Annotated in this window: 25 protein-coding genes; 4 read left to right on the top strand and 21 right to left on the bottom strand. The window is 61.9% G+C overall.

Annotated elements, in window-relative coordinates; genetic code table 11:
- The first annotated feature begins 37 nt into the window (after positions 1-37).
- Entirely contained in the window at positions 38-913 is an 876-nt protein-coding gene (locus tag AAIL66_RS09755) for a LysR family transcriptional regulator (protein ID WP_343496610.1), read from the top strand.
- Between the two features lie 13 nt (positions 914-926).
- Here AAIL66_RS09755 and AAIL66_RS09750 read toward each other — a convergent pair whose 3' ends face one another.
- Positions 927-3,497 carry an FtsX-like permease family protein gene (locus AAIL66_RS09750; protein WP_343496609.1) on the bottom strand — a complete coding sequence of 857 codons (2,571 nt, stop codon included), beginning with the start codon at positions 3,495-3,497 and terminating at the stop codon, positions 927-929.
- 45 nt (positions 3,498-3,542) lie between these two features.
- On the opposite strand from AAIL66_RS09750, the gene AAIL66_RS09745 reads away from it, so the two are divergent.
- From AAIL66_RS09745 to AAIL66_RS09735, 3 genes are all read left to right on the top strand, one after another.
- On the top strand, positions 3,543-4,328 hold the full coding sequence (locus tag AAIL66_RS09745; protein WP_034391635.1) for a sulfite exporter TauE/SafE family protein: 786 nt from the start codon (positions 3,543-3,545) through the stop codon (positions 4,326-4,328).
- Positions 4,329-4,378: 50 nt separating this feature from the next.
- A complete protein-coding gene (locus AAIL66_RS09740; protein ID WP_343496608.1) occupies positions 4,379-5,449 on the top strand; it encodes an adenosine deaminase in 1,071 nt (356 codons plus the stop codon).
- Between the two features lie 100 nt (positions 5,450-5,549).
- Complete coding sequence (locus tag AAIL66_RS09735) at positions 5,550-5,918, top strand: hypothetical protein (protein ID WP_343496607.1); 369 nt, start codon at positions 5,550-5,552, stop codon at positions 5,916-5,918.
- Between the two features lie 336 nt (positions 5,919-6,254).
- On the opposite strand, the gene AAIL66_RS09730 is transcribed toward AAIL66_RS09735, so the two are convergent.
- The 20 genes from AAIL66_RS09730 to AAIL66_RS09635 form a co-directional block, all read right to left on the bottom strand.
- Positions 6,255-6,494, bottom strand: a complete 240-nt coding sequence (locus AAIL66_RS09730) for a hypothetical protein (RefSeq protein ID WP_343496606.1) — start codon at positions 6,492-6,494, stop codon at positions 6,255-6,257.
- 216 nt (positions 6,495-6,710) lie between these two features.
- Positions 6,711-7,262 carry a hypothetical protein gene (locus AAIL66_RS09725; protein WP_343496605.1) on the bottom strand — a complete coding sequence of 184 codons (552 nt, stop codon included), beginning with the start codon at positions 7,260-7,262 and terminating at the stop codon, positions 6,711-6,713.
- The gene (locus tag AAIL66_RS09720; RefSeq protein WP_343496604.1) at positions 7,259-7,558 is read right to left on the bottom strand and encodes a hypothetical protein; all 300 of its coding nucleotides are present in this window, start codon (positions 7,556-7,558) and stop codon (positions 7,259-7,261) included. The genes AAIL66_RS09725 and AAIL66_RS09720 overlap by 4 nt, the downstream gene beginning before the upstream one ends.
- Complete coding sequence (locus AAIL66_RS09715; RefSeq protein WP_343496603.1) at positions 7,555-7,932, bottom strand: hypothetical protein; 378 nt, start codon at positions 7,930-7,932, stop codon at positions 7,555-7,557. The genes AAIL66_RS09720 and AAIL66_RS09715 overlap by 4 nt, the downstream gene beginning before the upstream one ends.
- Entirely contained in the window at positions 7,929-8,234 is a 306-nt protein-coding gene (locus tag AAIL66_RS09710) for a hypothetical protein (RefSeq protein WP_343496602.1), read from the bottom strand. Before AAIL66_RS09710 ends, AAIL66_RS09715 begins: the two co-directional genes overlap by 4 nt.
- A 2-nt stretch (positions 8,235-8,236) precedes the next feature.
- The gene (locus AAIL66_RS09705) at positions 8,237-8,602 is read right to left on the bottom strand and encodes a hypothetical protein (protein ID WP_343496601.1); all 366 of its coding nucleotides are present in this window, start codon (positions 8,600-8,602) and stop codon (positions 8,237-8,239) included.
- Between the two features lie 197 nt (positions 8,603-8,799).
- The gene (locus tag AAIL66_RS09700; protein WP_343496600.1) at positions 8,800-9,969 is read right to left on the bottom strand and encodes a hypothetical protein; all 1,170 of its coding nucleotides are present in this window, start codon (positions 9,967-9,969) and stop codon (positions 8,800-8,802) included.
- Positions 9,966-10,718: a hypothetical protein gene (locus AAIL66_RS09695; protein ID WP_343496599.1), complete on the bottom strand. Its 753-nt coding sequence runs from the start codon at positions 10,716-10,718 to the stop codon at positions 9,966-9,968. The genes AAIL66_RS09700 and AAIL66_RS09695 overlap by 4 nt, the downstream gene beginning before the upstream one ends.
- A 203-nt stretch (positions 10,719-10,921) precedes the next feature.
- Complete coding sequence (locus AAIL66_RS09690; protein ID WP_343496598.1) at positions 10,922-16,783, bottom strand: host specificity factor TipJ family phage tail protein; 5,862 nt, start codon at positions 16,781-16,783, stop codon at positions 10,922-10,924.
- Positions 16,774-17,178: a hypothetical protein gene (locus AAIL66_RS09685; protein WP_343496597.1), complete on the bottom strand. Its 405-nt coding sequence runs from the start codon at positions 17,176-17,178 to the stop codon at positions 16,774-16,776. The genes AAIL66_RS09690 and AAIL66_RS09685 overlap by 10 nt, the downstream gene beginning before the upstream one ends.
- Positions 17,178-17,639 carry a DUF1833 family protein gene (locus tag AAIL66_RS09680; RefSeq protein WP_343496596.1) on the bottom strand — a complete coding sequence of 154 codons (462 nt, stop codon included), beginning with the start codon at positions 17,637-17,639 and terminating at the stop codon, positions 17,178-17,180. Before AAIL66_RS09680 ends, AAIL66_RS09685 begins: the two co-directional genes overlap by 1 nt.
- Positions 17,636-17,992 (bottom strand): hypothetical protein, encoded by a 357-nt coding sequence (locus AAIL66_RS09675; protein ID WP_343496595.1) that lies wholly within the window; start codon positions 17,990-17,992, stop codon positions 17,636-17,638. Before AAIL66_RS09675 ends, AAIL66_RS09680 begins: the two co-directional genes overlap by 4 nt.
- A gap of 3 nt (positions 17,993-17,995) precedes the next feature.
- Positions 17,996-20,794 carry a phage tail tape measure protein gene (locus AAIL66_RS09670; RefSeq protein ID WP_343496594.1) on the bottom strand — a complete coding sequence of 933 codons (2,799 nt, stop codon included), beginning with the start codon at positions 20,792-20,794 and terminating at the stop codon, positions 17,996-17,998.
- Between the two features lie 18 nt (positions 20,795-20,812).
- Positions 20,813-21,040 carry a hypothetical protein gene (locus AAIL66_RS09665; RefSeq protein ID WP_343496593.1) on the bottom strand — a complete coding sequence of 76 codons (228 nt, stop codon included), beginning with the start codon at positions 21,038-21,040 and terminating at the stop codon, positions 20,813-20,815.
- Between the two features lie 209 nt (positions 21,041-21,249).
- On the bottom strand, positions 21,250-21,600 hold the full coding sequence (locus AAIL66_RS09660; protein WP_343496592.1) for a hypothetical protein: 351 nt from the start codon (positions 21,598-21,600) through the stop codon (positions 21,250-21,252).
- Between the two features lie 13 nt (positions 21,601-21,613).
- On the bottom strand, positions 21,614-22,270 hold the full coding sequence (locus AAIL66_RS09655; RefSeq protein ID WP_343496591.1) for a phage tail tube protein: 657 nt from the start codon (positions 22,268-22,270) through the stop codon (positions 21,614-21,616).
- Between the two features lie 15 nt (positions 22,271-22,285).
- Positions 22,286-22,720 carry a hypothetical protein gene (locus AAIL66_RS09650; protein ID WP_343496590.1) on the bottom strand — a complete coding sequence of 145 codons (435 nt, stop codon included), beginning with the start codon at positions 22,718-22,720 and terminating at the stop codon, positions 22,286-22,288.
- Positions 22,717-23,025 carry a hypothetical protein gene (locus tag AAIL66_RS09645; protein ID WP_343496589.1) on the bottom strand — a complete coding sequence of 103 codons (309 nt, stop codon included), beginning with the start codon at positions 23,023-23,025 and terminating at the stop codon, positions 22,717-22,719. Before AAIL66_RS09645 ends, AAIL66_RS09650 begins: the two co-directional genes overlap by 4 nt.
- A 13-nt stretch (positions 23,026-23,038) precedes the next feature.
- A complete protein-coding gene (locus tag AAIL66_RS09640; protein WP_343496588.1) occupies positions 23,039-23,383 on the bottom strand; it encodes a DUF2190 family protein in 345 nt (114 codons plus the stop codon).
- A gap of 61 nt (positions 23,384-23,444) precedes the next feature.
- The gene (locus tag AAIL66_RS09635; RefSeq protein ID WP_343496587.1) at positions 23,445-25,550 is read right to left on the bottom strand and encodes a prohead protease/major capsid protein fusion protein; all 2,106 of its coding nucleotides are present in this window, start codon (positions 25,548-25,550) and stop codon (positions 23,445-23,447) included.
- Positions 25,551-25,578 lie beyond the last annotated feature (28 nt).

Below are 25,578 nucleotides of genomic sequence, written 5' to 3'. Positions count from 1 at the left end.
CACTCCCCACAATCCCAACCAAAGGTTGCCAATCACCATGGACAGCTTCAGCGGACTTGAGTCCTTTGTACGTGCCGCCGATCTTCTGAGCTTTGCCGAGGCCGGTCGCGCACTCGGCATCTCGGCCTCGGCCGTGGGCAAGAACGTGGCGCGCCTGGAGCAGCAGCTAGGCCTGCGCCTGTTCCATCGCACCACGCGCCAGGTTCGCCTCACACAGGAAGGCAGCCTGTTCCACGAGCGCTGCCGGCGCATCCTCGACGAGCTGCACGATGCACGCGCCGCCATGCAGGCCGCCGCCGAAGCGCCGCGCGGCCGGCTGCGCGTGAGCCTGCCCACCATCGGCTACCGTTTTCTGCTGCCCGTGCTGCCCGAATTTCAGGCCCGCTACCCCGAGGTGGAGCTGGATCTGGATTTCAACGACCATCTGGTCGATGTCGTCGAAGCCGGTCTCGATGTGGTCATCCGCAGCGGCGAGCTGGCCGACTCGCGGCTGGTGGCGCGCCGACTCGGGCCGTTTCGCTTCATTCTGGCAGCCTCGCCGGCCTATCTGTCCGAGCGCGGCGTGCCGCTGACGCCGCCCGACCTTGCCGGACACAGCAGCCTGCGCTATCGCTTTCTGAACAGCGGCAAGCTCGAGGAGTGGACGCTGCCCGGGCTGCCGGCCATGCCCATCGCCCTGGTCTGCAACAATATGGAAGCCATGCTGGGCGCGGCCGCCTCAGGCCTGGGCCTGGCCTATATGCCCGACTTCCTGGCCCGCGACGCACTGGCGCGTGGCGAGCTCCAGCAGGTGCTGGCCGAGCAGCTCACGCATAGCGGGCAGTTCTCGGCACTCTGGCCCTCCAGCCGCCAGCTCTCGCCCAAGGTCAGGGCCTTTGTGGACTTTGCGAGCGAGCGGTTGTTCAAGGGCTAGCCTTAGAACATTCTTATTCCGCCGCCTGGCGCAGCGTGATCATCACGGGGCGGCTGACCACCTCGCGCAAGGCCCACCAGCCGGCCAGCCAGGCCAGCAATGCGCCCGCCAGCGCGCCCACCAGGGGCACCCACCAGAGCACATTCCACTCGAAATCGAACACCCAGCGCGCCAGCGCCCAGCCCACGGCAAGGGCCACGCAGCTGGCCAGAAAGCCGGCCATCAGGCCCACTCCGGCCAGCTCGGCGCTCTGCACCTGCTGCAGCAGGCCCGACCTGGCGCCCACGGCGCGCATGATGGCGTATTCGCGCGCTCTTTCCTCACGTGTGCCGGTGACGGAAGCAAACAGCACCACCAGCCCCGCCACCAGCGTGAAGCCGAACAGAAACTCCACGGCGCGTATGACCTGGTCCATCACCTGCTGCACCTGGGCCAGCGTGCTGCTCAGGTCGACATTGGTGATGTTGGGAAATTCATTGACCAGTGCATTGTCAAAGCCCTTGATGTCGGGCGCACGATAGGCCGCCAGATAGGTCACGGCCACGTTCTCCAGGTGCTGCACGGGGTAGATCACAAAGAAGTTGGCGCGCATGGAACTCCAGTCCACCTTGCGCAGGCTGGTGATGCGGGCTTCGCTTTCCTCGCCGCCGATATCGAAGCGTAGCGTGTCGCCCAGCTTCAGGCCCAGAGTCTTGGCAATGCCTTCCTCCATGCTGATCGCGCCCTGCTCGCCCGCCTGCCAGCGGCCGCCCACGATCTGGTTGTGATCCGGCATGGTTTCGGCAGTGGAGATATTGAACTCCCGGTCCACCAGGCGCTTGGCACGGTCTTCCTCATAGTCATCGGGGCTGACGGCCTTGTCGTTAACGGCGATCAGCCGGCCGCGAATCATGGGATACCAGTCATAGCTGTGCACGCCAGCCTTTTTCAGCGCAGCCTGAAAGTCCTGCGCCTGATCGGGCTGGACATTGATCACAAAGCGATCGGGCGCATTGGCCGGCGTGGCCTTGCGCCAGCTGGCAATCAGGTCGGTGCGCAGCAGCACCAGCAGCACCAGGGCCAGCAGCCCCACGGCCAGCGAGCTGACCTGCACCACGGCATACACGGGCTTGGCCGAGACCTGACGCGTGGCCATTACCAGCCATCGCGGCGCCGTGGCCTCATTGACCACCTGGCGCAGCAGCTTGACGGTCAGCCAGGCCAGGCCCGCAAACAGCAGCACGGCGGCGGCAAAGCCGCCCACGGCAATCAGGCCCAGCTTGATGTCGCGGCTGGCCACCATCAACAAGGCAGCAAAGCCCGTCACGCCCACACCCAGCACCAGCCACGACGCTGGCTTGAGCGCCCCCAGATCGCGCCGCATCACGCGCAGCGGCGGCACCTGCGCCAGCTGCAACACGGGCGGCAGGCCAAACGCCAGCAACAGGGTCAGCCCCATGCCCATGCCGAACAATGCGGGCCACAGGCTCGCCGCAGGCAGGGCGGACTCGACCAGTCCGGCCAGCAGCCAGACAAACACATGGTGCACGGCCCAGCCCAGCAGCACGCCGGCCGCGCTGGCGGCCAGGGCAATGCTCACGAACTCCACCACATAGGCCAGGGCAATACGCCGCTGACTCTGGCCGAGCACGCGCAGCATGGCCGACGCATCGAGATGGCTGTTGGCAAAAGCACGCGCCGCCAGTGCCACGGCCACGGCCGAGAGCAGCGCCGAGAGCAGCGCCACCAGACTCAGGAACTTCTCGGCCCTGTCCAGGGTCTGGCGCATCTCGGGGCGGCCGCTTTCCAGCGATTCCACACGCACGCCATGCAGGCTCTTGGCCAGCTCCTGCGCCCAGCCCAGATAGTCCTGCGCAGCCCGTTCTGCGCCGCGCCCGGCGTCTGCCTGCGCAGCCACGGCCAGTCGATAGGTGATGCGGCTGGCCGGCTGTACCAGGCGCGTGGCGGGCAGGTCGGCGCTATTGATCATCACACGCGGGGCAAAGCTCATAAAACCCGCGCCACGATCGGGCTCGATGGCGATGATGTGCGAGATATGAAAGCTCGCATCGCCCAGCAGCAGTCTGTCGCCGAGCTTCAGGCCCAGCGCCTCCAGCAGCGGCGCATCGACCCAGGCATGGCCGCTTTCGGGAATCGCCCGCACTTCCAGATCCGGCTGGCCCGTCCCCTGGTTCAGATGCAGCACGCCGCGCAAAGGATAGCCGGGCTCCACGCTTTTGAGCGCCACCAGACGGCTGGCACCACCCTGCTCCTGAGCGGCCCGCGCCATGGTCGGAAAGCTGGCCGTGGCCACGGTCTGCAGCCCCTGCTGCCTGGCCTGCTGCACAAAAACCGCGGGAGCGGGGTTGTCGCTGACCACAACCACATCGCCGCCCAGCAACTGACGGGCGTCACGCTGCAGGCCGGCCTGCAGGCGGTCGGCAAAAAAACCCACCGAGCTCAATGCCGCCACGGCCAGCAGCACGGCCACGATGATCAGGCGCAGCTCGCCAGCGCGCAGATCGCGCCAGAGATTGCGCAGCCCCAGAATCCAGACAGATGATGCTTGCATGGTCTGCACGATAGCGCAGCGGCCTGCCGCCATGCCCAAACTGCATGGCAATGCCCTGCTGGAGCGGGACGATAATCGATGCCTTCAGACGGAGGCCAGAACGTGGAAGTGATCTTGGTGGTGGCCCTGGGGGCTGCGGTGGCAGGCTTTGTACAGGGGCTGTCGGGCTTTGCCTTCGGCATGGTGGCCATGTCGTTCTGGGCCTGGGTGCTGGAGCCGCAGCTGGCCGCCGTGCTCTCGGTGTTCGGCTCGCTGACGGGGCAGATCATTGCGGCCTTCACCGTGCGGCGCGAATTTCACTGGAAGTCGCTGCTGCCGTTTATCGCCGGCGGTCTGGCCGGCATTCCCATGGGCGTGGCCGTGATGCCGCATCTCAATATGGACTGGTTCAAGTTCGGCCTGGGCTGTCTGCTGGTGCTGTGGTGCCCCACCATGCTGCTCAGCGCCCACCTGCCCCGGCTGACGCTGGGCGGCGGCCTGCTGGCCCGCTGCAGCGATGCGATTGCGGGGCTCATCGGCGGCGCCATGGGCGGGCTGGGCGGCTTCAGCGGCACCGTGCCCACGCTGTGGTGCACGCTGCGCGGCTTTGAGCGCCATGTGCAGCGCACGGTGATCCAGAACTTCAACCTCTCGGTGCTGGCCGTCACCATGGCCAGCTATCTGGCCACCGGCCTGGTCAAGCCCGCCATGTGGCCCTCGTTCGCCATCGTGCTGCCGGCCGTGCTGGTACCCGTGATCTTCGGCACCCGCGTCTACAAAGGCGTGAGCGATGCCCGCTTTCGCCAGATCGTGCTGAGCCTGCTGACCTGCTCGGGCATCGCCATGCTGGCGGCATCCGTGCCGCGGCTGTTCCTGGCACCCTAACGTAAAACTGCCTACGGCAAGGCTGATCGCAAGCCACTACCATCTGCGGCATGAATGCCGCGCCTACTGCCCCCACACCTGAACTGACCGCCTTTGCCCACGCCATCCCCAAGATGGAGTTGCACTGCCATCTGCTGGGCACGGTCAGAAAAAACACCTTCATCGAACTGGTGCAGCGCGCCAAGGCGCCGCTGACTGCCGAAGAGATCGAGGCTTTCTACACACGCGGCGAAAAGCCCGTGGGCGTGCTGCGCGTGCTGCGCGCACTCGACGAGTGGCTGCTGCAGACGCCGGCCGATCTGGAGCGCATTACCTATGAATATCTGCGGGATGCCGCCGCCCATCAGGTGCGCTATGCCGAATTCTTCTGGAACCCCACGGGCACGGTGCAATGCTCGGGCATGAGCTATGCCGCCGCCCAGCAAGCCATCCTGGCCGGCGCCACAGCAGCGCAAAAGGATTGCGGCATACGTGGCCGCCTGGTTCCGTCCATCGACCGCGAAGCCCCGGCCGAGGCCGCCGTGCAGATGGTGCAATGGATGCTGGACAACCGCCATGACGATGTGCCCGGCATCGGCATCGACTACCGTGAAAACGAGCGCCCGCCCGAGCTGTTTGTCGAGGCCTATGCGCTGGCGCGCCAGAACGGCCTCAAGACCACGGCCCATGCCAGCGAGTTCGGCCTGCCCTGGAACAATCTGCAAACGGCCATAGAGACTCTCAAGGTGGACCGCGTCGACCACGGCTACACCGTCATCGACAACCCCGAGCTGGCCCGGCGCTGCGCCGATCTGGGCATTGTGTTCACCGTGGTGCCGACCAATTCCTACTACCTGCGCACGCTGGCACCCGAGCGCTGGGCGCTGGACCACCCGATACGCCAGATGCCCGGCCTGGGCCTTCGCGTGCATCCCAACACCGACGACCCCACGCTGCACCATGTGGACCCCACAGGGGCCTGGACCAAGATGGTCAGCGACTTTGGTTTTTCGATTGCCGACCTCAGGGACTTCATGCTCAACGGCATCGATGCGGCCTGGATAGACGAGAGCGAAAAGCGCAGCCTGCGCCAGCAGTGGAGCGCAGAGTTCGATGCATTGAGCAGCACACACCACTTCTAATCAAATATCGCTGCAGCGCTTTCCATAAAGTGCCTTCAGCTATCAAAATCAATTCAAGCAGGCAGAACACCCGCCTCCTCTCCTAACGACCATCTGCCCTATGCCGTCAGACAAGCCCTCCAGCCTTGAAGAGATTCAGGCGTCCATTGCCAAACTCAGAGTCACCGAACAGCAACTCGAGACCACCGCGCAGAAGTACGAAAGCAAGATGCAGAGTTCGAGGAAATGGAACTATCTTGCCGTGGCCATGGCCGTGGTGGTCTGCGCCGTCGCCTGGATCAACCAGGCTTCGCCCTGGCTGCGCTGGGGCGTGCTGCCCGTGGTGCTTTTCATGGTGCTGTTCTTCGAAGGCATGCGTCGCCTGCTGGGCGTGACCATGCAAAGCAGCATGCGCCAGCTCAAGACCCAGATCCGCACACTGGAAACAAGGATGGCCGAGATACAAGCCACAGTGAAAGATCAGCCATGACTGCCGCCAAACCCGTTCGCGTTCTCATGGTCTGCACCGGAAGCGGACACGCAAAAACGAGTTAATCACAGGCATTTAATCAATCAAATCAATATCTTGCGGCATCAATCGCACAGGAGTTGGAGCCTGTTGATAGCGTGTTTTTCACACAAATAAAATCAATCACTTAACCATCAGTTAGGTGACACGTTGCGGGCCTTTCCGGTCTCCCGCAAAATTTCAGCCACACCAAACAAGAAAAACGCCCCGATACCGTGATTGGTATCGGGGCGTTTTGTCTTTATTGGATCTGTTCGAGCAGCCTGCGGTCTGCAGCAATCTGCCCGTTCAGCAGCCCTACCTGGGAATCTCGCTTTTTGACCAGGTTGCCAAGGCCTCCAACCAGACCTGCGCCCTCTGCAGCAAGGGTTGCGAGTCGCTGGTGCTGATCTGCGAGATCTCGGCAGGCAGCGGCGTCACTGGCAAGCTGGGCGTTGCGGGTAGCGGCGCTACGGATGTCGTGCTGCAGGCCTGCAATGCGAACAGCATCAGCAGTGCGCCCAGCCTCCAGGCGGGCCAGTTCTTGCGTGTAGTCATGGGTGTTTTCCTGTTGGGCAGTGCCGTGTTCAACCACGGCCTCTGCTTTTTTTTCTGTCACTGCTTGTGATTGCTTGGCCTGAGCTTCGCCCTGGCTTGCCTGAGTTGATTCAACGCGGGCGGCTGCAGCATCCGCCCGCCAGCCCTGAGCCACCCAGCCAGCGGCAAATGCCAGCGTCAGCAGTAGCCCGAAGGTTATGGATTGGGCGCGACTGATCATGCCGCGACACCCGCCATCGCCTCAAGAGCTTGGGCATAGTTTCGTGCCCACTTCGCCCGTAAGTCCGCCCGCTGCTGGGCGCTGCCGCGTGCCCAGGCTCCTGGGCGCCATGTGCGCAGGTACAGCTGCCACGCCCCTTCCTCATCTCCAACAGCCGGCAAGCGTTGCGCATCTGTAAACATCAGCAGCCGCGCCACAGCAGCAGAAAGCACATCATCTGCCTCCAATTGCTCCCATATAGCGCGCGGCTCGAATGCCACACCTCGCGCGGCACAAACGATGCTCAGCCAGTAGCGACTTGCCTCGTGCAGGTACACCCCCCAAACACCGCCGCGACTCGACTGTGTGCCCTGCTCAAACTGCCAGAAGCCCCGCGCCGGCCCCTTTGCCCCAGGGCGTCCATGCACAATCTGATAACGATCCTTGAAACGGCTTTCCTGCAGGCCCGACGCGAGCAGGTACACGCGAGCCTGGGGCGTGTCCATGGCAGCGGGCAGCAAGGCCATAGCTGGACCGATGGCATTGGAAATAATGGATCCGAGCGTCATTCGTCGTCACTCCTTCGCATTGGGTGCGAGCTGACCCACCAGCGCACCACATTGAGGCCAAGACCTGCTAGAACAGCAAGGCCGAAGATCACGCTGGCCACCGACGGCCAGGAGTTGAAAAGCAGCGGCTGCAAGCCGGATGCCAGAGCACCGACCAGTAGCAACGTGTAGCGCGCACGCGCCAGCAGGTACGAGCGGCAGATATGAGAGTTGAGCCGGCAGATGCAGGCCCAGCCAATGCCCAGGCAGATACCCAGATTGACCACTGCCAGCAGTTGATGGGTTTGCCACGTCATTGCGCACCTCCACGCTTGAACGACAGGAATTGGGCCCAGACCCATTTGCCGAGGCGAATCCAGTCCTGGCCGACACCACCAATGAACAGCGCCACCGGCGACAAGAGCCAGCGCGTGTCTTCCTTGCCCAGCCACATGCCGATCATGTCGGCCACATTCACAGTCACCATCAACGCGGTACCGCAAATGAGCGCGAAGAAGTTGACTGCGTTGAACCGGGTCGACGGCTCACGCCTGCCCAGCGCCCAGGCCGCCCCAATGGCCGAAGACAGAACGATCACCGCGTAAGGCCCCACCACGGCCGCGAGTGCCGGCGAAAAGACCACGCCCACCACAGTCACAGAGACCGCTACCGGATCGAGATTGCTTGTCACATACCCCCCCTCTCTTGTTCGTAAATCACCCAAGCCGCGATACACGCCAGGATCGGCACCACGGCATCCAGAACAGAGCCGGCATTCCAGGCACGCGGGTCAAACCCACCCCACCAGGGCATGCCCGTGCGGTGCCCGCCAGCAAACGCCTGAATCCATCGGTATTCGGCCTGAGTGTGCTCGCGCGCCAGCCACCAGCTGCAGGCCAGCGCGCCACCCAACCACCAGTTGCCCAGCACCAGGCCAACCAGGGCCTGGGCCAGAATGGCGATCAGCGCGTGAATCAAGGGTGTCCAGTCCATGGCTACAGCTCCAGTGCGTGCGCGCAGATAAAGAGCTCATCCACCTGCTGGGCACTGAGACCCAGCTGCTCGGCCGCCCACAGCACCGTGGGGCTGGTGCGCTTCCAGTTCAGGACCTCGTTCATGGCTGCATCGAGCATGGTCTGCTGCTCGGCATCCGTGAGCGACTCACACAGCTGCTGCAGGCGATCCCAGAGAGATACGCCCTGCCCATCCACCTGCTGCATCAGGGCCAGCTTGGCTTGCCAGCGGGCGACTTCGGGCGGCACTCGCGGTGGCGATGCATCACCACTGCCCGCAAACACCCTGTCAGGCGTTGAAGGCGCCGGGATCTCATAGGCAGCCAAGGGGGGTACGGGTGCGCTCAAGTTGACATGCCACCCTGGAATGAGCGCCATCTCCGGGATGGCACCCTCAGGGGTCTCAATCACTGAGCCTGTGGGCCGCTGAATCCTCCCAACGACATCGACTGCCACATCCTCTATATAGGAGGGCCATGCGTTTTCAACGATCCACGGTGCTAGGGCGAGGCGAGCGGCCGACTCGCTGGCAAATTGGAGGTACATCATGCTGTGAGCCTTTGGAGTTGGGCGTCTGTGATACGGCCGCTGTAAACCGCCAAGCGCGAGATGCATCCACCCAAAAATCCGTTGTTCGAAATACTGCGTCCTAGGCGCAGCTGGGAAAGATTTGCAGGGAAGTCGCGCGGGCGGGTCGTGTCTTTCGTAATCAGCGAGCCTGCAGCCAGTGCCGCGGCCTTTCCTGTCGCGTCAAAGCTCATGCCTATGCCGAGTGGGCGCCCCGCAATGTTGCCGCCAGACTGACCGACACCTCCCTTGTTGACCCACCAGTTGGTGCGATTGTTCGAGCCGGAAAAATAGGCATATGCATGGTCTGCATTGGTATCGGCTGGGTTGTGCGCGCTCCAGATATACGCATTGGCAGTGTTAGCCAATGCCAGGCCTGCCACTGATGCCACCACAGCCCCAACAGGCGGCAAAGTGTGATCGATATGCAGAAGGTCTGCGGCTCGCGTCACCGCAGTGCTGATAGTCGGGATGAACGAGGTTGCAAACTCGCCTTGCTCAAACTGTCCGCATGCAATCTCGCAGTTGACAACGTCAGTGTCTCCAGGCGTTCCAAAAATTGCCGCGACAAACGTAATTCCTTCGCCAATGGTCAACGCCAAGCTGTAACGCGCCCATCGGTCAGTCAAAATCAACGGCGGCGAATAGATATTGCTCCCATCCGACTGACGCACCCGAAGCATTACGCGATTGGATGGTGAGTCGGGCAGTAGTCTTAGATACATCGAAAACACATGACGCGTGCCGGCAACGACGGGCACAGACGTGTTGTAGATGCAGGCCGCATCGGGTGAGATCGAGTAATTGCGCAGACCAAGCACACGTACATGGTTACCGCTACCGTTAAAGCCGGTGCCAACGCTCCACTGCGCCGCCGATCCTTTTACCCAACCCTGAGACATATCTGCGGCATAGGTCAGCAAATTGGTTCTCGTCTCCTCCACAAGCAGGCCCTGGCAGGCTCCGCTCGCGAGGTCAAAGTCAATACGCGGCGCATTATTTGCCACGGTACGCAACTTGCCGTCAGGCGCAAAGCATGTTGCGGTGCTGGCCCGCACACAACTGATGCGAGGATCCACGCGGCCAGAGTTTGCGAAGTCCAGAAGCAAGCTGGGCCGAATGCCTGGGAAATCTGTGATAGTTGTCATGCATAGTTCTCCGTAAGGCTGCGCACCACGCCATCGAGGCCATGGAATTTCTTAATCAACTGGGTGTCGCTGACACGCTCATGCCACACTTCCCCTGGCTGGCTGCTGCGCGCGTTGCGGTATACCTGCAGCGCTCCGACAACATCCTGAAAAGCCAGAAAGCCCAGGTGCTGATTGCTGGGCACCTGGTCAGACCCAGACCCCAAGGCTGTCAACGCAAGGCATGCGGCAGCCAGGGTAGTGATCGCCGTCTGGGTAGCGACACTCACAGGCAGCTTGTCCACAAAGACGCCGCTCGGCGTGCCGTCTGCAGCGATGGCCAGGCGCACCGCCCCATTGGTAATGAGTTGCAGGATGTCTGCGCCGGGGAAGTTGAGACCGGTGTTTTCGTCGGCTGCGCCGCGCAGACTGGGCGCCGCCGCAGTGCCAGCAGCAAACTTACCGACGCCAACGCCATCGCGCACCGCCTGATAGCTATTGACCAGTGCAGCCGCCTGCGCGGCCAGGTCGCGCAAATAGCCTTGGGTGGGCATGATTGCGTAGGCTTGGACCGTGGCCGTGCTGCCTTTGTAGTTCGGGCTGATGCGCAAGCTGGTGCCGCTCACGATGGACGTGATCTCATAGACCTGCGCGTCCGGCCCCAGGAAGGTTTCGCCGACCGCTGCACCATCCACCCATGAGGTGCCTGTGCCGGTGATGACGTTGCTGTTGTTGGTCACCGCGACGGTGCCAGTTCTGTACCAGGCCATTTCTGCTCCTTATGGATTGGTGCTTGTCGGAATGGGTACGGCGTTACCGTCCACGATGAGGTGAGTGGCATCCGACACGTCGATGCCAACCGGGACACAGACCACACCAGGGGGCGTAATCTCCGCCACGACGGATTCGGGACACTCAAGGATCTGAAAAATGGCGGTCTCGCCAGCTCGGTGCATTGCGTAGCGCATTGGTGTTACCTCTTGTGGAGCGTTGCTTGCAAGAACACATTGGCTGATGGGGTCTGACTTCCTGCGCTCAGCCGAAGCTCAATGGAGCGGCCGGCCCCGTTTCCAGAAAACGCGAAAGCGAAAGCACCATTGCCTGGATAGTTGAGGCTGCCAATAACGATGCTTTGAACGGCTCCGCCATCCACATAGAGCGTCAAATACACGGCCTCATCACGAAAATTGATGAAGTTGAAGGACCCGCCGTAATGAACGACGCATGTCATCGCGCCGTCGAACGCAGGCACCCACAAAGCCGTGTATGTGGATGCGGACTGGGCGAACAACGGCACTGCAGCCGCGTTGTCCTCCAGGTTCCCGGTAGTGATGACCTTTTGCGCAGTGAGCGTGCCACTGAAGGTGCCCGATGCGCCGGAAAGGTTGCCGGAGAAGGTCGCGTTTCCGTTCTCGATGCGCAGTCCTGGCGCATAGATGTTGCCGCTGCTCTGGATCTCGATGTATCTGCCGTTATTGGCATTGCCCAACAAGATGCCATTCGGACCAATGTGAAAGCCACTCTGCCCCGCCGGCGGCCACACATAGCCCCAGAAGCCGCCCGCGTTCAGGCCATTGCCATTGATGGTGATGCCCCCAATCGTTCCCGCAGTGCTGTAGATCGTGCCGCGCACGGTGACGCCCGAGAATTCGGCCATCCCATCTGGGCGCAATATCCAGCCGCTGGAGCCGGCAACGTAGTTGCTTGACTTCAAGCTGCCGCCGATCACGCCATTGCCGGCGGTAAGCTGGCTGGCACTGATGGCCGTGGCCTGGATCTTGTCAGCCAGCAAAGTGCCAAAGCGCCCGAAGAGCACCGTCACGTTGTTGATGTAAGCGGCATCCATATAGACGCCGGCAGGCACCACCACCCCGTTGATGGTTTGCGCCGTGGTCTGCACCGAGAACGGCTTGACGTTGGACACGCCAGCCGGCGAGCCGCTGGGCGCAGCGATCCAGAACGAATTGGCCATAACACCAAAGTCGATGGTTGGGCCGGCAGTGCCATTGGATGTGCCCGAGAGGGCAAAGCCGCCAACCACCTTCTGATCGCCCTGCGACAGTTGCATGCGCACGGAATACAGAGCGCCGAGGTGGCCGGTCTCATTGGCGCGCACCGACTGCTCGGCCTGGATGGCTGCCACCGCGTTATTGGCCGTGGATTGAGCCGTGGCTGCTGCAGCCGCAGCATCCGTGGCCACCTTGTCCGTCGCAACGATCCAAGCCGTGCCGCTCCATCGCTTGGGCGTGTTGGCACCACCAGCGGTGTCGATCCAGAGGTTTTGCGCCAGCCTGTCGGCTGCGGCCGGCTGTGAGCTGCCAAAGATCACCTTGCCCTTGCCACCAGCTGCATCACTGGCCGCCTGAGCCGCCTGCATAGCTGCGTCATGATTGCCTTCAACCACGGCCTGCAGCTGTTGACGTTGGCTCGCTTCTGCCGAGACAGCATCCGCCCGAGTCGTTGCCTCCTGATCGATGGCGGCAGACAGGCTCTGCTGCCCGCGCTGTGTTTCTGCCGCCAGCTGCTGCCGGGCTTGCGCTTCGGCGGCATCAGCATCCGCACGAGTCTTGGACTCCTGGGTCAGCGCTGCCCCCTGCGCACCAACCACGGCCGCCAGTTCCAAGCGCTGCTGGGCTTCTGCAGCCAAACCGTCTGTGATTGCGGCGCTGAGTTGATTGCGAGCGAACGCTAATGCATCGGCAGCCTGCTCGCGATTGCGCTCACCCGAGAGGATGTCTCGCAGCAACGCTTCAGCGGTCTTCTCTGCATCGCGCTCATTGCGCCTGGTGGCTGTCACCGTAGCCGTGATCGCCGGCACATCCAGGGCACTGAGCGTCAGCTCGGCGCTGCCAATGCGCTGCTGCAAGGCATCCTGATCGGCCTGGTATTCGGCCCGCGTGACCCGCAGGGCGATCTGACCGCCAAGTGCATCCAGATTGCTCTCGGCCGTGGTCAGCCGTACCAATGCCCCCTGCAGCTCCAGTGCATCAGCCTTTTGCGTCAGCCGACCGTTGATGCTGTCGAGCTCCTGCGTCACAGTGATCAGGCGCGCATCGATCCCTTCATAGAGGAGTAGATCCGCAGGCGACAGCACAGCCTCAGCGATCTTGCCGTCCACATAAGCCGTGCTGGCTTTGAGCAGCATCTGGCCCTGCACCGCATCGAGCAGAATCTGCAGCGTGGTCACATGCTCATTGGTCTGCTCCAGGCCGTAGATCTTGACCTGGCCAGTGGCCGGATCGACATACACGCCGGCGTCGGTGATTCGCTCCAAGGCCTTATCTGCGGCCAGTGCCGCCTCGAGCAGACCCTCGGCCATCTGATTGATGTTGCCGCGCACAGACTGATTGAGAGCATCCTGCTGCTGGGCGGCCGTGACCAGGCTACGCCCGAGCGGGCCGTTGTCCTTGTCCAGCAGATCGATGCGCTGGCCAAGGCTGTTGGCCAACCACGATTCAGAAATGTGACCGCCCAGCGCCTCTTGCACCTTCTGCAGGTCCTGGCCAGTCTCCACCACCACAGGACCGGTCGGCAGGCCGGACAGCACGCCATCAACGGACTGGTGCTTGGCCCAGATGCTCCAGGTGGTAGCCGGGTCGCTGGCAAAGGAGGCAGGCCCGCCAAAAGCCTCGGCCACCTGGCGCGCTGCAGAGAACTGCGCCCCGGCACCCTCGGCCGCATAGATGATGGTGCGGGCATGGCCGTGGCCCTGGGTGTAGCTCGCTACATCCCAGGTGACCTGCACGCTGGTGAACATGCCCACCGCAGCAAGGCCCGTCACCTGTGGTGGTGGCGTCAGATCCGGCTGCTGGATCTGGTCAAAGCTCTGGTCCAGGGTGATAGCAAAGCGCACGATGCCGTTGGCCAGTTGCCCAGCGGTATCGATGGCTCGCAGGCCAAAGGTCCATAGGCCGGCCTGCGGCTTGGTCGTCTCGAACTGGGCCGTGTAGATGTCGCCTGCCTCGCCCAGGGGCTGCATGTCATCCCACATGTCCACACTGAGCGAAATATCGCCGGGCAGGTAGCGGATCTGCACTCCTGCGAATGCCGCAGGCTTGTCGCTGGCGTACAACCAGGCGAAGCGGCGCAGACCACCGGTAACCTGCTGGACCACAAACGTGCCGGGGTTGCGCGGGGGCAGCTGCGTCATCGTCGTGATGTAGAGCAGCGTTGCAGACTGCCCGGTCTGGCCGCTCGCATTGAACGGGCGCACGACAATCAGCCACTCCCCGGCTCCATCGATGCGGAAAGTGCTGCGCGCGCCCTGGGCGTTGCCGTCCACTAGGCGCAGCTCGGACCCGTCACGGCCTGCCCATACCTGGGCATGGTCGCAATCGCCCTCCACATCCCAGACACAGGACAGCTCATACCACTCGGTGTCGCCCTGCAGGTTGACTTTTTCGGACACGCGCAGGTTTTTGACGACAGGGCGGCCCAGCTGGGGAATGCTGCTCTGGTTGGGCGCGGGCACATAGGTGCCGTTGAGTACGTAGTCCCAGAACTCAGGCCCTTCGGGCACGGCCGTGATGCGCGCGCCCTTGAGATCCGACTCGGGATCGATGCCAGTCACGCGAACGCGATAACCGGGCGTGGCCTTGAAGTCGTAGCACCACAGGGTGTCGTGCGCGGGGTTGCCGATGCCTTCGCCGGGGAAGTCCAGATCTGCAGGCCATTCGCCCACGAGGGTGACAACATCCGACTCGACCGCCAGTGCCTGCACAGGCCACACACGGTAGTCACGCGCGCCAGGCACGCGCAGGCCGATGTGGGCAGAAGCCAGGGGCGGTACCGGCTCATCCAGGGTCAGTTGCACCTGGGCGCCGACGCGCTTGGCAGCCATCACCCGGCCGCCAAAACCCCACTGTGTCAGATCATGGGACACAGACAGCACCGACAGCCGGCGATAGTCCAGATGCTCAATGTCTGCCGTGTAGTGCACGGTCTTGTACTGGTACAGGCTCTGGGCCAGGTGGTAGCGGGCCATGACAGCGGCATGGGCCTCGCTGGTGATGCCCTCGCCCGTCACGCGGGCCGGGCTCAGCATGGTGGTCACGCCGGGGGCCATCACACGCAGGGTCGTCATCTCCCAGGTGTCACGGTTCAGCCATTGGTACTCGATGCCATCGGCAGCATTGCTCAGCGCGTAATCCACGCTGAAACCGCCCTTGAGCATGTTGGCCATATTGACCACGGCGCTGTTGGGCTGGCCGTTGGTCACAAAAACGGCGGTGGGACGGCTGCCGTCGGTCCAGGCGAACTCAGCCATACCGGCCAGAGCAACCTCGTCGCAGAAGGCGCCCAGCGACATGCTGGGGGTGATCCACTTGTCATAGGTGTAGCCGCGCGCCGCGCAGTGCAGCATGAAGGACTTCAAGCCCTCGATGTCGATCTGCTCATCGGATAGGCCAAACCCAAACTGCAAGACGCGCTGACCTTGGCTGTCCGTCGCCCACACGCCTCGCAGCGTCTGCAGAAGGATGGCGCCGGGGTTGGACAGTCCATCAGCGCGCGTGGTGGCCGTGGCCCAGCCAGTGCCTGTCCAGATCGGCATGGGCTTGGCGCGGTAGGTGGCACGAACCTGGTCCAGGCTGCCGCTGAGCTGACCGGATGCGCGGATCTTGATGCCGATGCGGCCCCACTGGCTGTAATCCGTTGCGTCGGCCTGCACGCTCTTGAGGGACACCCAGGTGAACTTGCACGCATCGCCAGAGCCGCCATCGTTCCAGCGCGGAACGCCCAGCTTGGCCCGCACCTCATACTGGCCGGGCGCCACATCAAACGAGAAGGTGCGGCGCAGGACATCGGTGCTGGCATTGGTCAGCGTGCTGCTGCTCAGCGTGGCCCAGGCAGGCGCACCGACTAAACGCGCCTGAATCGTCAGGTCGACCCAGTTGGCATTGATATTGCCTTTGCCGCCTACGTCATACAACTGACCCTCGATGTCCAGCTGCAGCACGCCGGCACCGGCCGAGCCCGTACGCGTGATCCAGTCGCCGCCGTTGACGAACTCCGCCCCGGCCACGGCGTCCACATTGCTATACAGCGGCACGTTCTGGCTGGTCATGCCGGAAAAGCCGTTGTAGTAGACGCTCACATCGGAATAGTTGCCTATGGGCGTATCTCCGATAGCGAGATCTGCAACGCTGTGGACGTTGATGCCGCCGAGCAAGATAGTGCTCAGGTACTGGTCATCGCCCTCGTACCAGGCATAGGACTTGCTGGCAAGGTCGGGCGTCACGCGCATCTCGCCCCAGAGGACGGGAATAGGCTCATATGGCCGCGCGGTGTTACGTTGATCGCTCAGGCTATAGACCTGCTTCTGGGCCAGAGACTGTGCCGATGGGATCTTGGGGCCCAGCACCTTGTTGATGAGCACCGAGCCGGCAATGAAGACGCCCGCCTGAATGGCAGAGATCCAAGTGCCCGCAGCAGCTGCCACGTAAGTGCCGCCTGCAGCGCCATAGATGGCGGACGCGATCCCGCCGGAAAAGTAGGTCAGTGCGGCAAGGGCCACCAGTTGAAGTGCGGATCGGCGCAGCACGGCGCGGCATGCGATCAGCTGCCCATGCTTGGGAAAGGTCCGCGCCCACATGGTCTGCGGCACCACGGCCCCGCCAATCATGACGGTCCAGGCGCCCGAGTGAATTCCCGGCACATGGCGCTCGAGGAAGGATGCCAGGCTTTCTCCGGGCTGCAGGTCTGCCAGCACGTTGCGCTGACCGTCCAACGTCAGCGCATTGGGCGAGACGACCAGACGCCCCGCCATGTCCAGCACATCGGCGGAGACTCCGCCTACGGCAGCCACAGCAGCAGATTCAGCGCGATTCACTTCCATCGGTAATAGCCCTCAACAACCAGGCCGTAGCCCTGCAAGTCCTGCACCCGGTGCAGCACTGACGCCCCCAACTTGTGGGAGGTGTGCAGCACATGCGGTGCGTAATTGGTAAACACGAAAATGCCGATGTGCCCCGCCTGCGCGGCATCAAAGTCGCGCATCAGGACGGCATCACCATCCAGAGGCTGCTCGACGGCCGTACCCAGCTCATCGCAGTAGCTGGCAATGGCAGCCGCCTGGTCCACTGACCCCAGCGGACGCGCGCGCTTTCCGGCCAGCACCACCTGACGGCCAAACAGCTCACGCTGCACCAGCAGGGCCAGGTCTGCGCAGTCCATGTGGCGCGGGCAGTAGGGGATGCCGACAAATCGGTCTAGTTGCAGGGCGTCCAGCATCAGAAGACCCCCGGCAAGGTGTGAGGGTTGACGATCTGCTGGCATGCGGCACGCCGCACGATCTCATCGACACTGCAAGAGGCCTGGGCAGCTGCGCCGCTGATGCTCACGCTGGAAATTGGCAACCAATAGACATGCTGATGCAGATCGGACTTATCGCGCGGCACGATGATCAGCTTGGCCATCGTGGTGGTACCTGGCTGCAGGCGTTCCAGCTCGTCGCTGACGCCTCGGCCCACGTTATCGATGCTCAGACGCATGCGCGGCGCCTGGCCGGAAACGTCGTCAGGCAGAGTGAAGCTAAAGGGCAGGCCGATGTAGCTGATGCCACGGCTCACAAAGTCCTGCACGTCATTGCAGATGCACATGGACTCCGAGAAGCTCCGATTTGTGATCTCCAGCAACTCGATATGCCCAACATCGTTGGTAAGGCGCTGATTGCGCGTGCGGAAGTCGTTCATCGCAGGTACTCCAATGTGGCGCTTCGGCGGCTCAGCCCAAACCCGCCAGACATAGGCTGGAGCTGACCTAGCGCACCATCCTTGAAGCGAACGGAGCGCAGCGCATTCGTGCGAGGGTCCTGAAAGTCAAACCAGCCAATACGCTTGATGTCATTGAAGTACCACGCCTCAAAGCTATTGGCATCGTCTGACGACTCGAAAGCGAGGTTCACCGCCACAGTCGTCACGACCCGGCTCTGACCAACTCGGTACTTGCTCAAGCCGCGCTCCATATCGCTCTTGATGACACCCGCGTCAAACTCTTCGGAATACCCATCGAGCAAGACCACCACATAGGAAGGAAGTACTGCCATGTCTTAACCTCCCAGCCCAAAGCGCCGCTTGGCGCTTGTGTATGGCGCTCCACTGCCGGAATCAAAGCTCTCACCCACCACATCGAGAACGAAGCGCTTGAGCACAGACCCATCGGGCAAGGAGCTGGTCTCTTCGCGCTGGCGAACTTGCGCCCCCGTGTAGTTATTGACCTCGAACTGAACATTCACCGACGGACCACCGGAACGGCCGCCACCACCTGTGGCACGCACGCCAAGGTTTCCATCAGGGCCGCGCGTCAGCGGCATGATTGCCTCTTCTCCAGCCTCAGCAAAAACACCCATACGAGGTGCACCACCCTTGGCAAAAGCAAAGAACTTTGGCGAGCTGTGGATCTGATTTCGATACTGGCTCAGGCTCGGGCTGTTACTGAAGACATCGCCCTTTGCGAACACACCGAGGTCTTGCAGGGCGGACATGACACCCGAGCCGGTTGCAGAGCCTGTGGCCTTGCTCTTGGAACCAACCATGCCGCCCAGGAAACCCAGCAGCCCACCACCGCCACCACCCAACGCGCTTTCCATCATCAAGCGCCCTTTCATCACGACGTATTCGGAAACGATGGTGCTGAACAGATCCTTGACCTCGACCTTCCCTGTTTTGACAAAGCTGCGCACCATGTCCTCGGCGCCCTGATATGCCGTCATCCAGAGGTTTTGCGTTTGGCCTGCCACATCGCGCGTGGAGTCGAGATAGTTCTCGGTCGCACGCATCGCTCCCGTGATCCAGTTGGCTTGACTCTCGGAAATACGGTCGTAGGTTTCGTCGTAGATGCGTTCCTCATCAGCCAGCTGCCTCACGAGAGTGGCGCGCTTGGCCTTGTAGTAATCCTCGTTTTCAGGCGTCCAGACGGCAGCCATGCCCTTTTGATCATCGAGCTGGGTCAGTTGGGCCTGATAGTTCTCACGAATGCTGCTCAGGCCCTGCACATGACCACGACGACGGTCGCCCATGCTCTGCCCAGCCACCTCCAGATCAGCGCGGCGCTGCAACTGGGTCACATAGGCTTCATAGGCCGTGCCCAGCTGCTGAATGGATGCAGCATGCTGACGTGCAGCCTGTGCGGCCTGCTGATCTACTGCAGCCAGCTCGTTCTGTGTCTGAATCTGGCGCACAGCCAGCTTGCCGCGCAGATCCACAATCTGCTTTTGCACATTGAGCGCATCGGCACCCTTGGTCTTTTCCTGCTCCAAGCGGTCGATCTGCTGCTGCGTGCCAACCTCATCAAGGCCGGCATTCTTCTGAATCAGCCCACGCTTTTGCCGGTAGTAATCCTCCAGAGAGATCAAACCTGCACTGCGCGCCAGCTCCAATTGCTGCTGTTGCTGGCCAAGCATGGCCTGCTCTTGGCGCATTGCATTCTGGAGCTCGCTCAGATCCAGGCGACGATCTGCAGACTGCAGAGAAGCAGCCCCCTTGCCCTTGTCCGCGTACTGCTTTCGCAGAGCATCTTCAGCGGCCGCAATTCTCTTGGGATCGAGGCGTTTCTCAAGTTCGGCGCGATCTTTCGATGTTGTAAGCGGATCATCTAAGGCTGCACGTATCGCCTTGATGCTGAGCCTGAATTTTTGTATCGCATCATCAGCTTTTTCCGCATTGGTACGAGCCTTATCGAAGACAGAATCCGCATCCTTCAAGGCAGAATTGCCTGCATTCTGGATAGCCTGGCTGGCTGCAGTTTGTGTTGCTTTGCCGTTCTTTGACGCCAAGGCCTTTTCAAGATTGGCAATCTGCGCTTCCAGCTTGGTATTGCCTGCCTGCCAGGCCGCATCATTGCCAACCGTGGAAGACTGCGCCTTTCGAGTCTCCAGCTGCTTGCGCAGCCGTGCAAGCACATCATCCTCAGTCTCAGGACGGCCGACATTGAGCATGGCATTCCATGCACTCGATGCTGCGCTCTTGATGCCTTCCCAGGCTCGCTGGATATAGCCAAGATTGGAGGTGAGCTCTTTGGTGCGCCCCGCCATGGCATCTGCATAGGCCTGCTGAGCCTTGGCGGCAGCCTCAGAGCTACGGCCCTCATCTTCCAGCGCTTTGATCTGGGCCAGGGTTGCAGTGGTCAGATATCCATACTGCTCATTGAGCCGCATCGAAGCCTGTACGGGCTCCTTGCCCAGCGCGGCCATGCTTTCAACAGTCTTGGCAATAGGAATGCCGGCGCGCTTTTCCAGATCCATGGCCACGGCCGCAAAGCGCTCCAGCTGCTGCTCGCCAACCTTGCCTGTTGTCACCAGCTGAGACAAGACATCTGCAGCGCCCGATTGGCTGTAGCCCTTGGCAGACAACGACTTAGCCATTTCCGCCAACTTGGACGAGGTCACCCCCGCCAGGTTGCCGCTCATGATGATGGATTGATTGAACTTGTCTTGTTCCTGGCTGCCTTGGTAGTACGCCACGCCAAGCGCTGCAACCGCGCCAGCAATCAAAGTCAGCGGGGTGACCAAACCTGCGACATACGATGCCAAGGCTCTTGCAGCAAGCCCAGCACCGCCAAACATATCCTTGAGCTGCCCGCCCTGCTGCAACAGCACCGTCAAGGGCTGCTGCCCCGCCTGCAACGACACCACAATGTCGGTGAACTGCGCAGGCACCTGGCGCAACGCAGCCGCCGTCTGGGCGGCAGAAACCTGCATGGTGCCCAGCTGCTGCGTGGCTGCGCGTGCGCCGGCCTGGCTGGCCGGGCCCAGGGCGTTCAGGCCAGAGCCAACCGCCTTGAGATCTGTCTGAGCCTTGCCTGCTCCGAACAGATCGAGGTAAATGCCAATGCGCTGCCCATCACTCATGCGGCGACTCCCTGGCTATTACTTGCGCAGCTTGTCTCGCTGCTTTTCACGCTCGCGCTCAAGCGCACGCTCTTGCTCATCAGCCTGCCAATGCTCTGCATAGACCGTGAGAGCTTCAAGCTCGCACTCTTGCAATAGCGCATAAAGGGATTCGCGCTCGCCCTCTGCAACGCCAGATAGCTCCATGTAGGCCCGAACATCGACCACACGGAGGCCGCAACGCCAACCGCCATCTGTGGCCCACATGGTTTGGACATTGAGCCAATGCCGCCAGGGCTGCACATTGCAGCTCCAGAGCGCAAAGCGCTGCGGAGCTGCTGCAGGGCCATCCTGATCGCCGCTGGGCGGAACCAGGCGTGCAAGCTTTGCCAGTGCATGACTGGCATCGACCGGCGCAGCTGCAGGCTGATTCTTTTTGGCATCGGCTTTGGCATCACGGCGTTGCTGCTCAAGGCTCAGACGGACGAGCGCTCGGAGTTTTTTGCCTGCACCCCGGCATGATTGGCATAGGCCACCCAGATCATGTTTGTCATACCGGGAATGCGCAGAAAGCGCTGCAGTGCCTCTGCGCTATAGGGAACGGAGACGCCTTCACGGGTGAGGACTTCATCCCAGCCACGGGCCTCGCGGATCACCAGGGTCTTGGTGTCGATGCCGGGGTTCGACAATTCCTTATCGAACTCATCCTGATCCATGCGGTGCATGTCGATCTTGAAACTGAAATCAACACGCTGGCCTGCCTTGTCGATCAGTTGGCCTTCCACAGGCACACGCACCACGTCATCTACTTCAATGAGCACACTCATTCTTGGTCTCCGATCACGATTCGAGAGTGGTGGGCACGCCCTGGCATTCGATATCCACAGGGGTTTGCACGACACCCTGGGCTTGGCCGGTAGGCACGCCCGTTGCGGCAGGAGCGCCCACCAGCAGAATCTTTGGGCCGGTACCAAAACTGAGCTGAATCACGCGCGTGGTCTTGCTGCGGTGAGCCTTCACGCATTCCTTGAAACCCGGATCACCCATGTCGAACAGGTTGGTAAAGCCAAAGGTGACGGGGTTCTGCACGGTCGAACGGCGGCGGCGCAACATGCCGTGCACCGTTGTGATATCGGCCTTTTCAAAGTCGCCACCCGAAGCATTGACCTCTTGCACAGAGCGGAAGTCAGCACCCAGCGTAATCACCACAGCTTTCCCGCTTGTGAAAGTGCCGTAGTCAGTGGTGTCCTCGCCTTCCAGAACGAAGGTCTTGGCCGCAGCGTCAAAGGCCTTGACACGAAAAGCACGGTCATTGATCGCAACCATGCCGTTCACGTCAGTGAGACGCAGGATGGCACCATTTGCGAGTCCTTCAGGTGTATCCCCCTCGAACGAAGCCACAGCTTCTGCCGCCTTGCTAATGCTCTTGATGGCAAATTCGGCAGTGGCTGCCGTCTGCACACTGATGCCCACATTGGTCCAGAAAATCGGTTCCATCTTGATACCCCTTAATCAGGTCAGATCCACGGCACTCGCTGAATGCCGCGCGTAATAAGTTGCAGTGGCACAAGCTGTGGAATCACCATCCACATCAAAATCCCACGCAATGCCTTGCAAAGCGAGCCCACCAGCAGCCCCCCCCAAGGTCAAGTCCAGCCCAAGACGCTGCTGCACCAGCTGCAGCAGACCGTCCACCACCTCATCAGCTGCCTGATCCACCGACGCGCGGCCATAGCAATCAATCTGAATCGAGGTCAACCATGGAGCCGCCTGAACACGCCCAGCCACCTGATCAACCTTTGCCTGCCCTTGACGAACAACAACGGCCGTGCGCACGCTTGAAGCCAGCACACGAGAGCGATTACGTTCAACGAGACCTGCGACTGGACCGCCTTCCTGCAGCACAGCCTCAACAGCCTTGGATATGGTTAGAAAGCGTGTACTCACAACACAACCTCCAGCATCAGGCGAATGTCGGCGCCATCCGGGTAGGACTCGGCAATGCGGTAGGCCTTGCCGTTGATGGAGATGGGCAGGCCCACCGGATTGGCAAGGCACTTGTCAGCCGACACCAAAACGGTGGGCTGAGTCGTTGCCATGCCAAGGGTCCCCACGCCGCCCACCGCTGCGTCGTCATCAAAGATGCCGCCGAAGTCCTCGCCACCATCAATCGACACGATGGCGTTGGGCAGAGTGCGAAAGACAGCCTTGCTGACTTGCGACTCAAGGCGGGCGAATGGGGCTAGTGACATGCCTAAGCCCCTATCAAGCGGCAGGTTCCGCGTAAGTGCCCAGCTTCATTGCCACAGTGGCAGCGCCGTTTGCAGCAGCGGCAATTGCCACCCCCACGCACAGCTGCGCTGCGGAAGTCTTGTTAACGCACTTGTTGGCGGCATCCCAGAACAGGCGGTCACCCACAGAGACGGCCAGAGCAGCGGTCTTGGCGATATCCACCACGCCATCGGTCTTGAACTCGCCTTCTTCATTGGCCGCCACATCACCAGTCGCCACACCGAAAAGCGCAGCACCAGCGAGATAGCCGACGCCACTCGCGACCGCGACAGCCGGGATAAGGGTCACAATCGAACCCGCTTGGACATAGTTCTTCATAAGAAACTCCTTTGAGCCTTGTTGAGAGATGAGCTGCAGCAGCTGCTGCAGCGTTGCTTCATCAGGCAGCGCCAGTGGCCTTGCGCAGGCCACGGAAGTCGGTTGCCTTGGCGGCGAAGTCCAGGCGAGCCTTAATGCTCACGCCGTCGACCTCAAAGCCCATCTCGGACTCGATGACCGGGCCCTCGGCGCCGTCCAGGTAGCAGAACTCGACCGTATCCACCTGGGCCGAGTTGGCGGCCAGATACCAAGCGGATGCGCTGTTGGCATCGAGCAAAGGCTCGACCACAGGCTCCAGAGCGGTGCGGCCGCCGGAGCGGAACTCATTGACCTGACCAGGCTCGACAGGCACGTACTGCGCGCTGGTGTACTGGTACGCAACCTGCTCCAGTGCAGCGGGCACGATGAGGTAACGCGGCGAGAGATTGAGCAGCTCGTTCTGCATGCCCTTTTGCAGACGCATGGCCGTGCGGCCATCGCCCAGCTTGTCGATACTGTCCAGCACACTTCCTGCAGTGGCCAGGTTGCCGTGGTCGGCATGGAAAAGCGACTTGCCATCGGCCATGTTGGCGTTATCGGTCAGCTGCGAATAGACCAGACGGTTTTCCAGTCGGGCAGCGCTATCGCCAAAGGCGCCGACGAGTCGATCAAAGCCGCGCAGATCGTCATTGACGATGGCCTGACGAGTCAGAGCCACGATGCGGCCATAGGTGACAACCTTGTAGCTCTCAGCGCCATCCTTCAGGGTGCCGTACTTGAACTCGCCATGCTCATTGGTGCGCAGCAGCTCGGGCGCACCAGACAGCTGCACCACCGAGATTTCCTTGAAGTCAGGCGCATTGGGTGCACGGCGAGCCCAGACACGATAGGTGCTGGCCGCCTGCTCGTAGGCAGAACGCAGACGGCGGCCTGCCACGTTGGACAACAGAGCCGAGAAATCGGAAGTTCCCATGTGGCCGGCGGTGCGCACCTGGAGCATGCGGCTGGCGATTTCCAGGCGAGACATGCCACGGGTGTTACCGCCGTTGCGCTCGATCATTTCGCGACCAATTTCGATAAGGCTCATGCCACGGTACTGGCGACCGTTATCGGTCAATGCAGACGATGCATCGACGCGGTGGAGCAAAGCCTCCTGCAGGCCGGCCATGCGGGTTTCGTGCTCGTCAGACACGGTCTCGATGCGCACATTGCGGTGGCCACCGGCTGCAGAGTCACGGCGAGCCAGCTCTTCCAGCACGGCTGTGCGAGCCTGCTCGACAGTGCTGCCACCGCGAATCAGGCCTGCAGCCAGGGCAGATACGCTATGGCGCTGGCACAGATCGGTGATATCCGCAGAGCGCTGCTGCTCGGCTTGGCGGGCAGCTACCGCCGCCTCATCGGCAGCGTTGCCACTGCGCTGCTGAGTCTGCTCGTTTGCAGGTGCTGCCGATACGGCTGCGCCAGAGTCCTGAGTCGTACCAGGCATGGTAGTTTCCTTTCGGTTGGGGGAATCTGTAGGGCTGCCAGACACAGAACGTGTAGCGGCAGAGGGTTGAACTTCAATGAATTCGCAGGGGAAGGTGCGGACTTCGCGCTCCGCATCGGCATCCAGGGGAGCGCCTCCAGCAGCGCGAATCTGGCTGTCCATGTCGGCAGGAATGGGAACCAGGGAAACTTCGTAAGGCTCCCAGTCCACGACGCGGTATTCCCAGACGCCGCCCTCCTGCTCGGGGGCAACCATTTCGACACGGTGGCGTACATAGCCCACGGATACGTTGCGCACAATGCGGTCGGCCACGTCTTGCACATAGCCGGCCACGGACTCGCGGCGACTGAAGGCCACATCGCAGACGCCTTCACCGCCAGTGATTGCCGGGTTCTCAACCACCCCGATCTGGTCTTCCAGATCCCAGGAGCGATGGGTATTGAGCAGCGGCGCACCACGCTGCAAGCGATCCAGACGGATGGAGCCCTCTTCTACGACCAAGCGCTCCATGTAGGGGCGGTCGCGGTACCAGTCATAACGGCGAACCGATGCGCCGGCGGTGAAGACCATCGAGGCGCGAGCCAAGGGGGAGTTGCCATCACCCTCAGCAGATGTCGCCCGCTGGAAGTTGCGCAGCTCCATGGAGCGACCCGCCAGCGGCAGCTCGTCGCGGCGGGTGGATTGGGTGTTGGTGTTTGGCATACCCGGCACTTTGCGCGCCGGGGTGTCT

The sequence above is a fragment of the Comamonas sp. F1-6 genome (assembly GCF_039581415.1).
GTDB classification, from domain to species: Bacteria; Pseudomonadota; Gammaproteobacteria; order Burkholderiales; family Burkholderiaceae_C; genus Comamonas; species Comamonas thiooxydans.
This window is presented reverse-complemented; position numbering and strand designations above follow the sequence as displayed.

Bases quoted from the DNA above. Each gene is read 5' to 3' on its own strand.
- AAIL66_RS09660 (WP_343496592.1), bottom strand. From the start codon at position 21,600: ATGAGTGTGCTCATTGAAGTAGATGACGTGGTGCGTGTGCCTGTGGAA.
- AAIL66_RS09655 (WP_343496591.1), bottom strand. From the start codon at position 22,270: ATGGAACCGATTTTCTGGACCAATGTGGGCATCAGTGTGCAGACGGCA.
- AAIL66_RS09730 (WP_343496606.1), bottom strand. From the start codon at position 6,494: ATGACTACACGCAAGAACTGGCCCGCCTGGAGGCTGGGCGCACTGCTG.
- AAIL66_RS09670 (WP_343496594.1), bottom strand. From the start codon at position 20,794: ATGAGTGATGGGCAGCGCATTGGCATTTACCTCGATCTGTTCGGAGCA.
- AAIL66_RS09665 (WP_343496593.1), bottom strand. From the start codon at position 21,040: ATGTGGGCCACAGATGGCGGTTGGCGTTGCGGCCTCCGTGTGGTCGAT.
- AAIL66_RS09735 (WP_343496607.1), top strand. From the start codon at position 5,550: ATGCCGTCAGACAAGCCCTCCAGCCTTGAAGAGATTCAGGCGTCCATT.
- AAIL66_RS09745 (WP_034391635.1), top strand. From the start codon at position 3,543: ATGCCTTCAGACGGAGGCCAGAACGTGGAAGTGATCTTGGTGGTGGCC.
- AAIL66_RS09685 (WP_343496597.1), bottom strand. From the start codon at position 17,178: ATGCTGGACGCCCTGCAACTAGACCGATTTGTCGGCATCCCCTACTGC.
- AAIL66_RS09750 (WP_343496609.1), bottom strand. From the start codon at position 3,497: ATGGCGGCAGGCCGCTGCGCTATCGTGCAGACCATGCAAGCATCATCT.
- AAIL66_RS09740 (WP_343496608.1), top strand. From the start codon at position 4,379: ATGAATGCCGCGCCTACTGCCCCCACACCTGAACTGACCGCCTTTGCC.
- AAIL66_RS09700 (WP_343496600.1), bottom strand. From the start codon at position 9,969: ATGACAACTATCACAGATTTCCCAGGCATTCGGCCCAGCTTGCTTCTG.
- AAIL66_RS09720 (WP_343496604.1), bottom strand. From the start codon at position 7,558: ATGACGTGGCAAACCCATCAACTGCTGGCAGTGGTCAATCTGGGTATC.
- AAIL66_RS09645 (WP_343496589.1), bottom strand. From the start codon at position 23,025: ATGTCACTAGCCCCATTCGCCCGCCTTGAGTCGCAAGTCAGCAAGGCT.
- AAIL66_RS09640 (WP_343496588.1), bottom strand. From the start codon at position 23,383: ATGAAGAACTATGTCCAAGCGGGTTCGATTGTGACCCTTATCCCGGCT.
- AAIL66_RS09690 (WP_343496598.1), bottom strand. From the start codon at position 16,783: ATGGAAGTGAATCGCGCTGAATCTGCTGCTGTGGCTGCCGTAGGCGGA.
- AAIL66_RS09755 (WP_343496610.1), top strand. From the start codon at position 38: ATGGACAGCTTCAGCGGACTTGAGTCCTTTGTACGTGCCGCCGATCTT.
- AAIL66_RS09635 (WP_343496587.1), bottom strand. From the start codon at position 25,550: ATGCCAAACACCAACACCCAATCCACCCGCCGCGACGAGCTGCCGCTG.
- AAIL66_RS09710 (WP_343496602.1), bottom strand. From the start codon at position 8,234: ATGGACTGGACACCCTTGATTCACGCGCTGATCGCCATTCTGGCCCAG.
- AAIL66_RS09680 (WP_343496596.1), bottom strand. From the start codon at position 17,639: ATGAACGACTTCCGCACGCGCAATCAGCGCCTTACCAACGATGTTGGG.
- AAIL66_RS09725 (WP_343496605.1), bottom strand. From the start codon at position 7,262: ATGACGCTCGGATCCATTATTTCCAATGCCATCGGTCCAGCTATGGCC.
- AAIL66_RS09675 (WP_343496595.1), bottom strand. From the start codon at position 17,992: ATGGCAGTACTTCCTTCCTATGTGGTGGTCTTGCTCGATGGGTATTCC.
- AAIL66_RS09695 (WP_343496599.1), bottom strand. From the start codon at position 10,718: ATGGCCTGGTACAGAACTGGCACCGTCGCGGTGACCAACAACAGCAAC.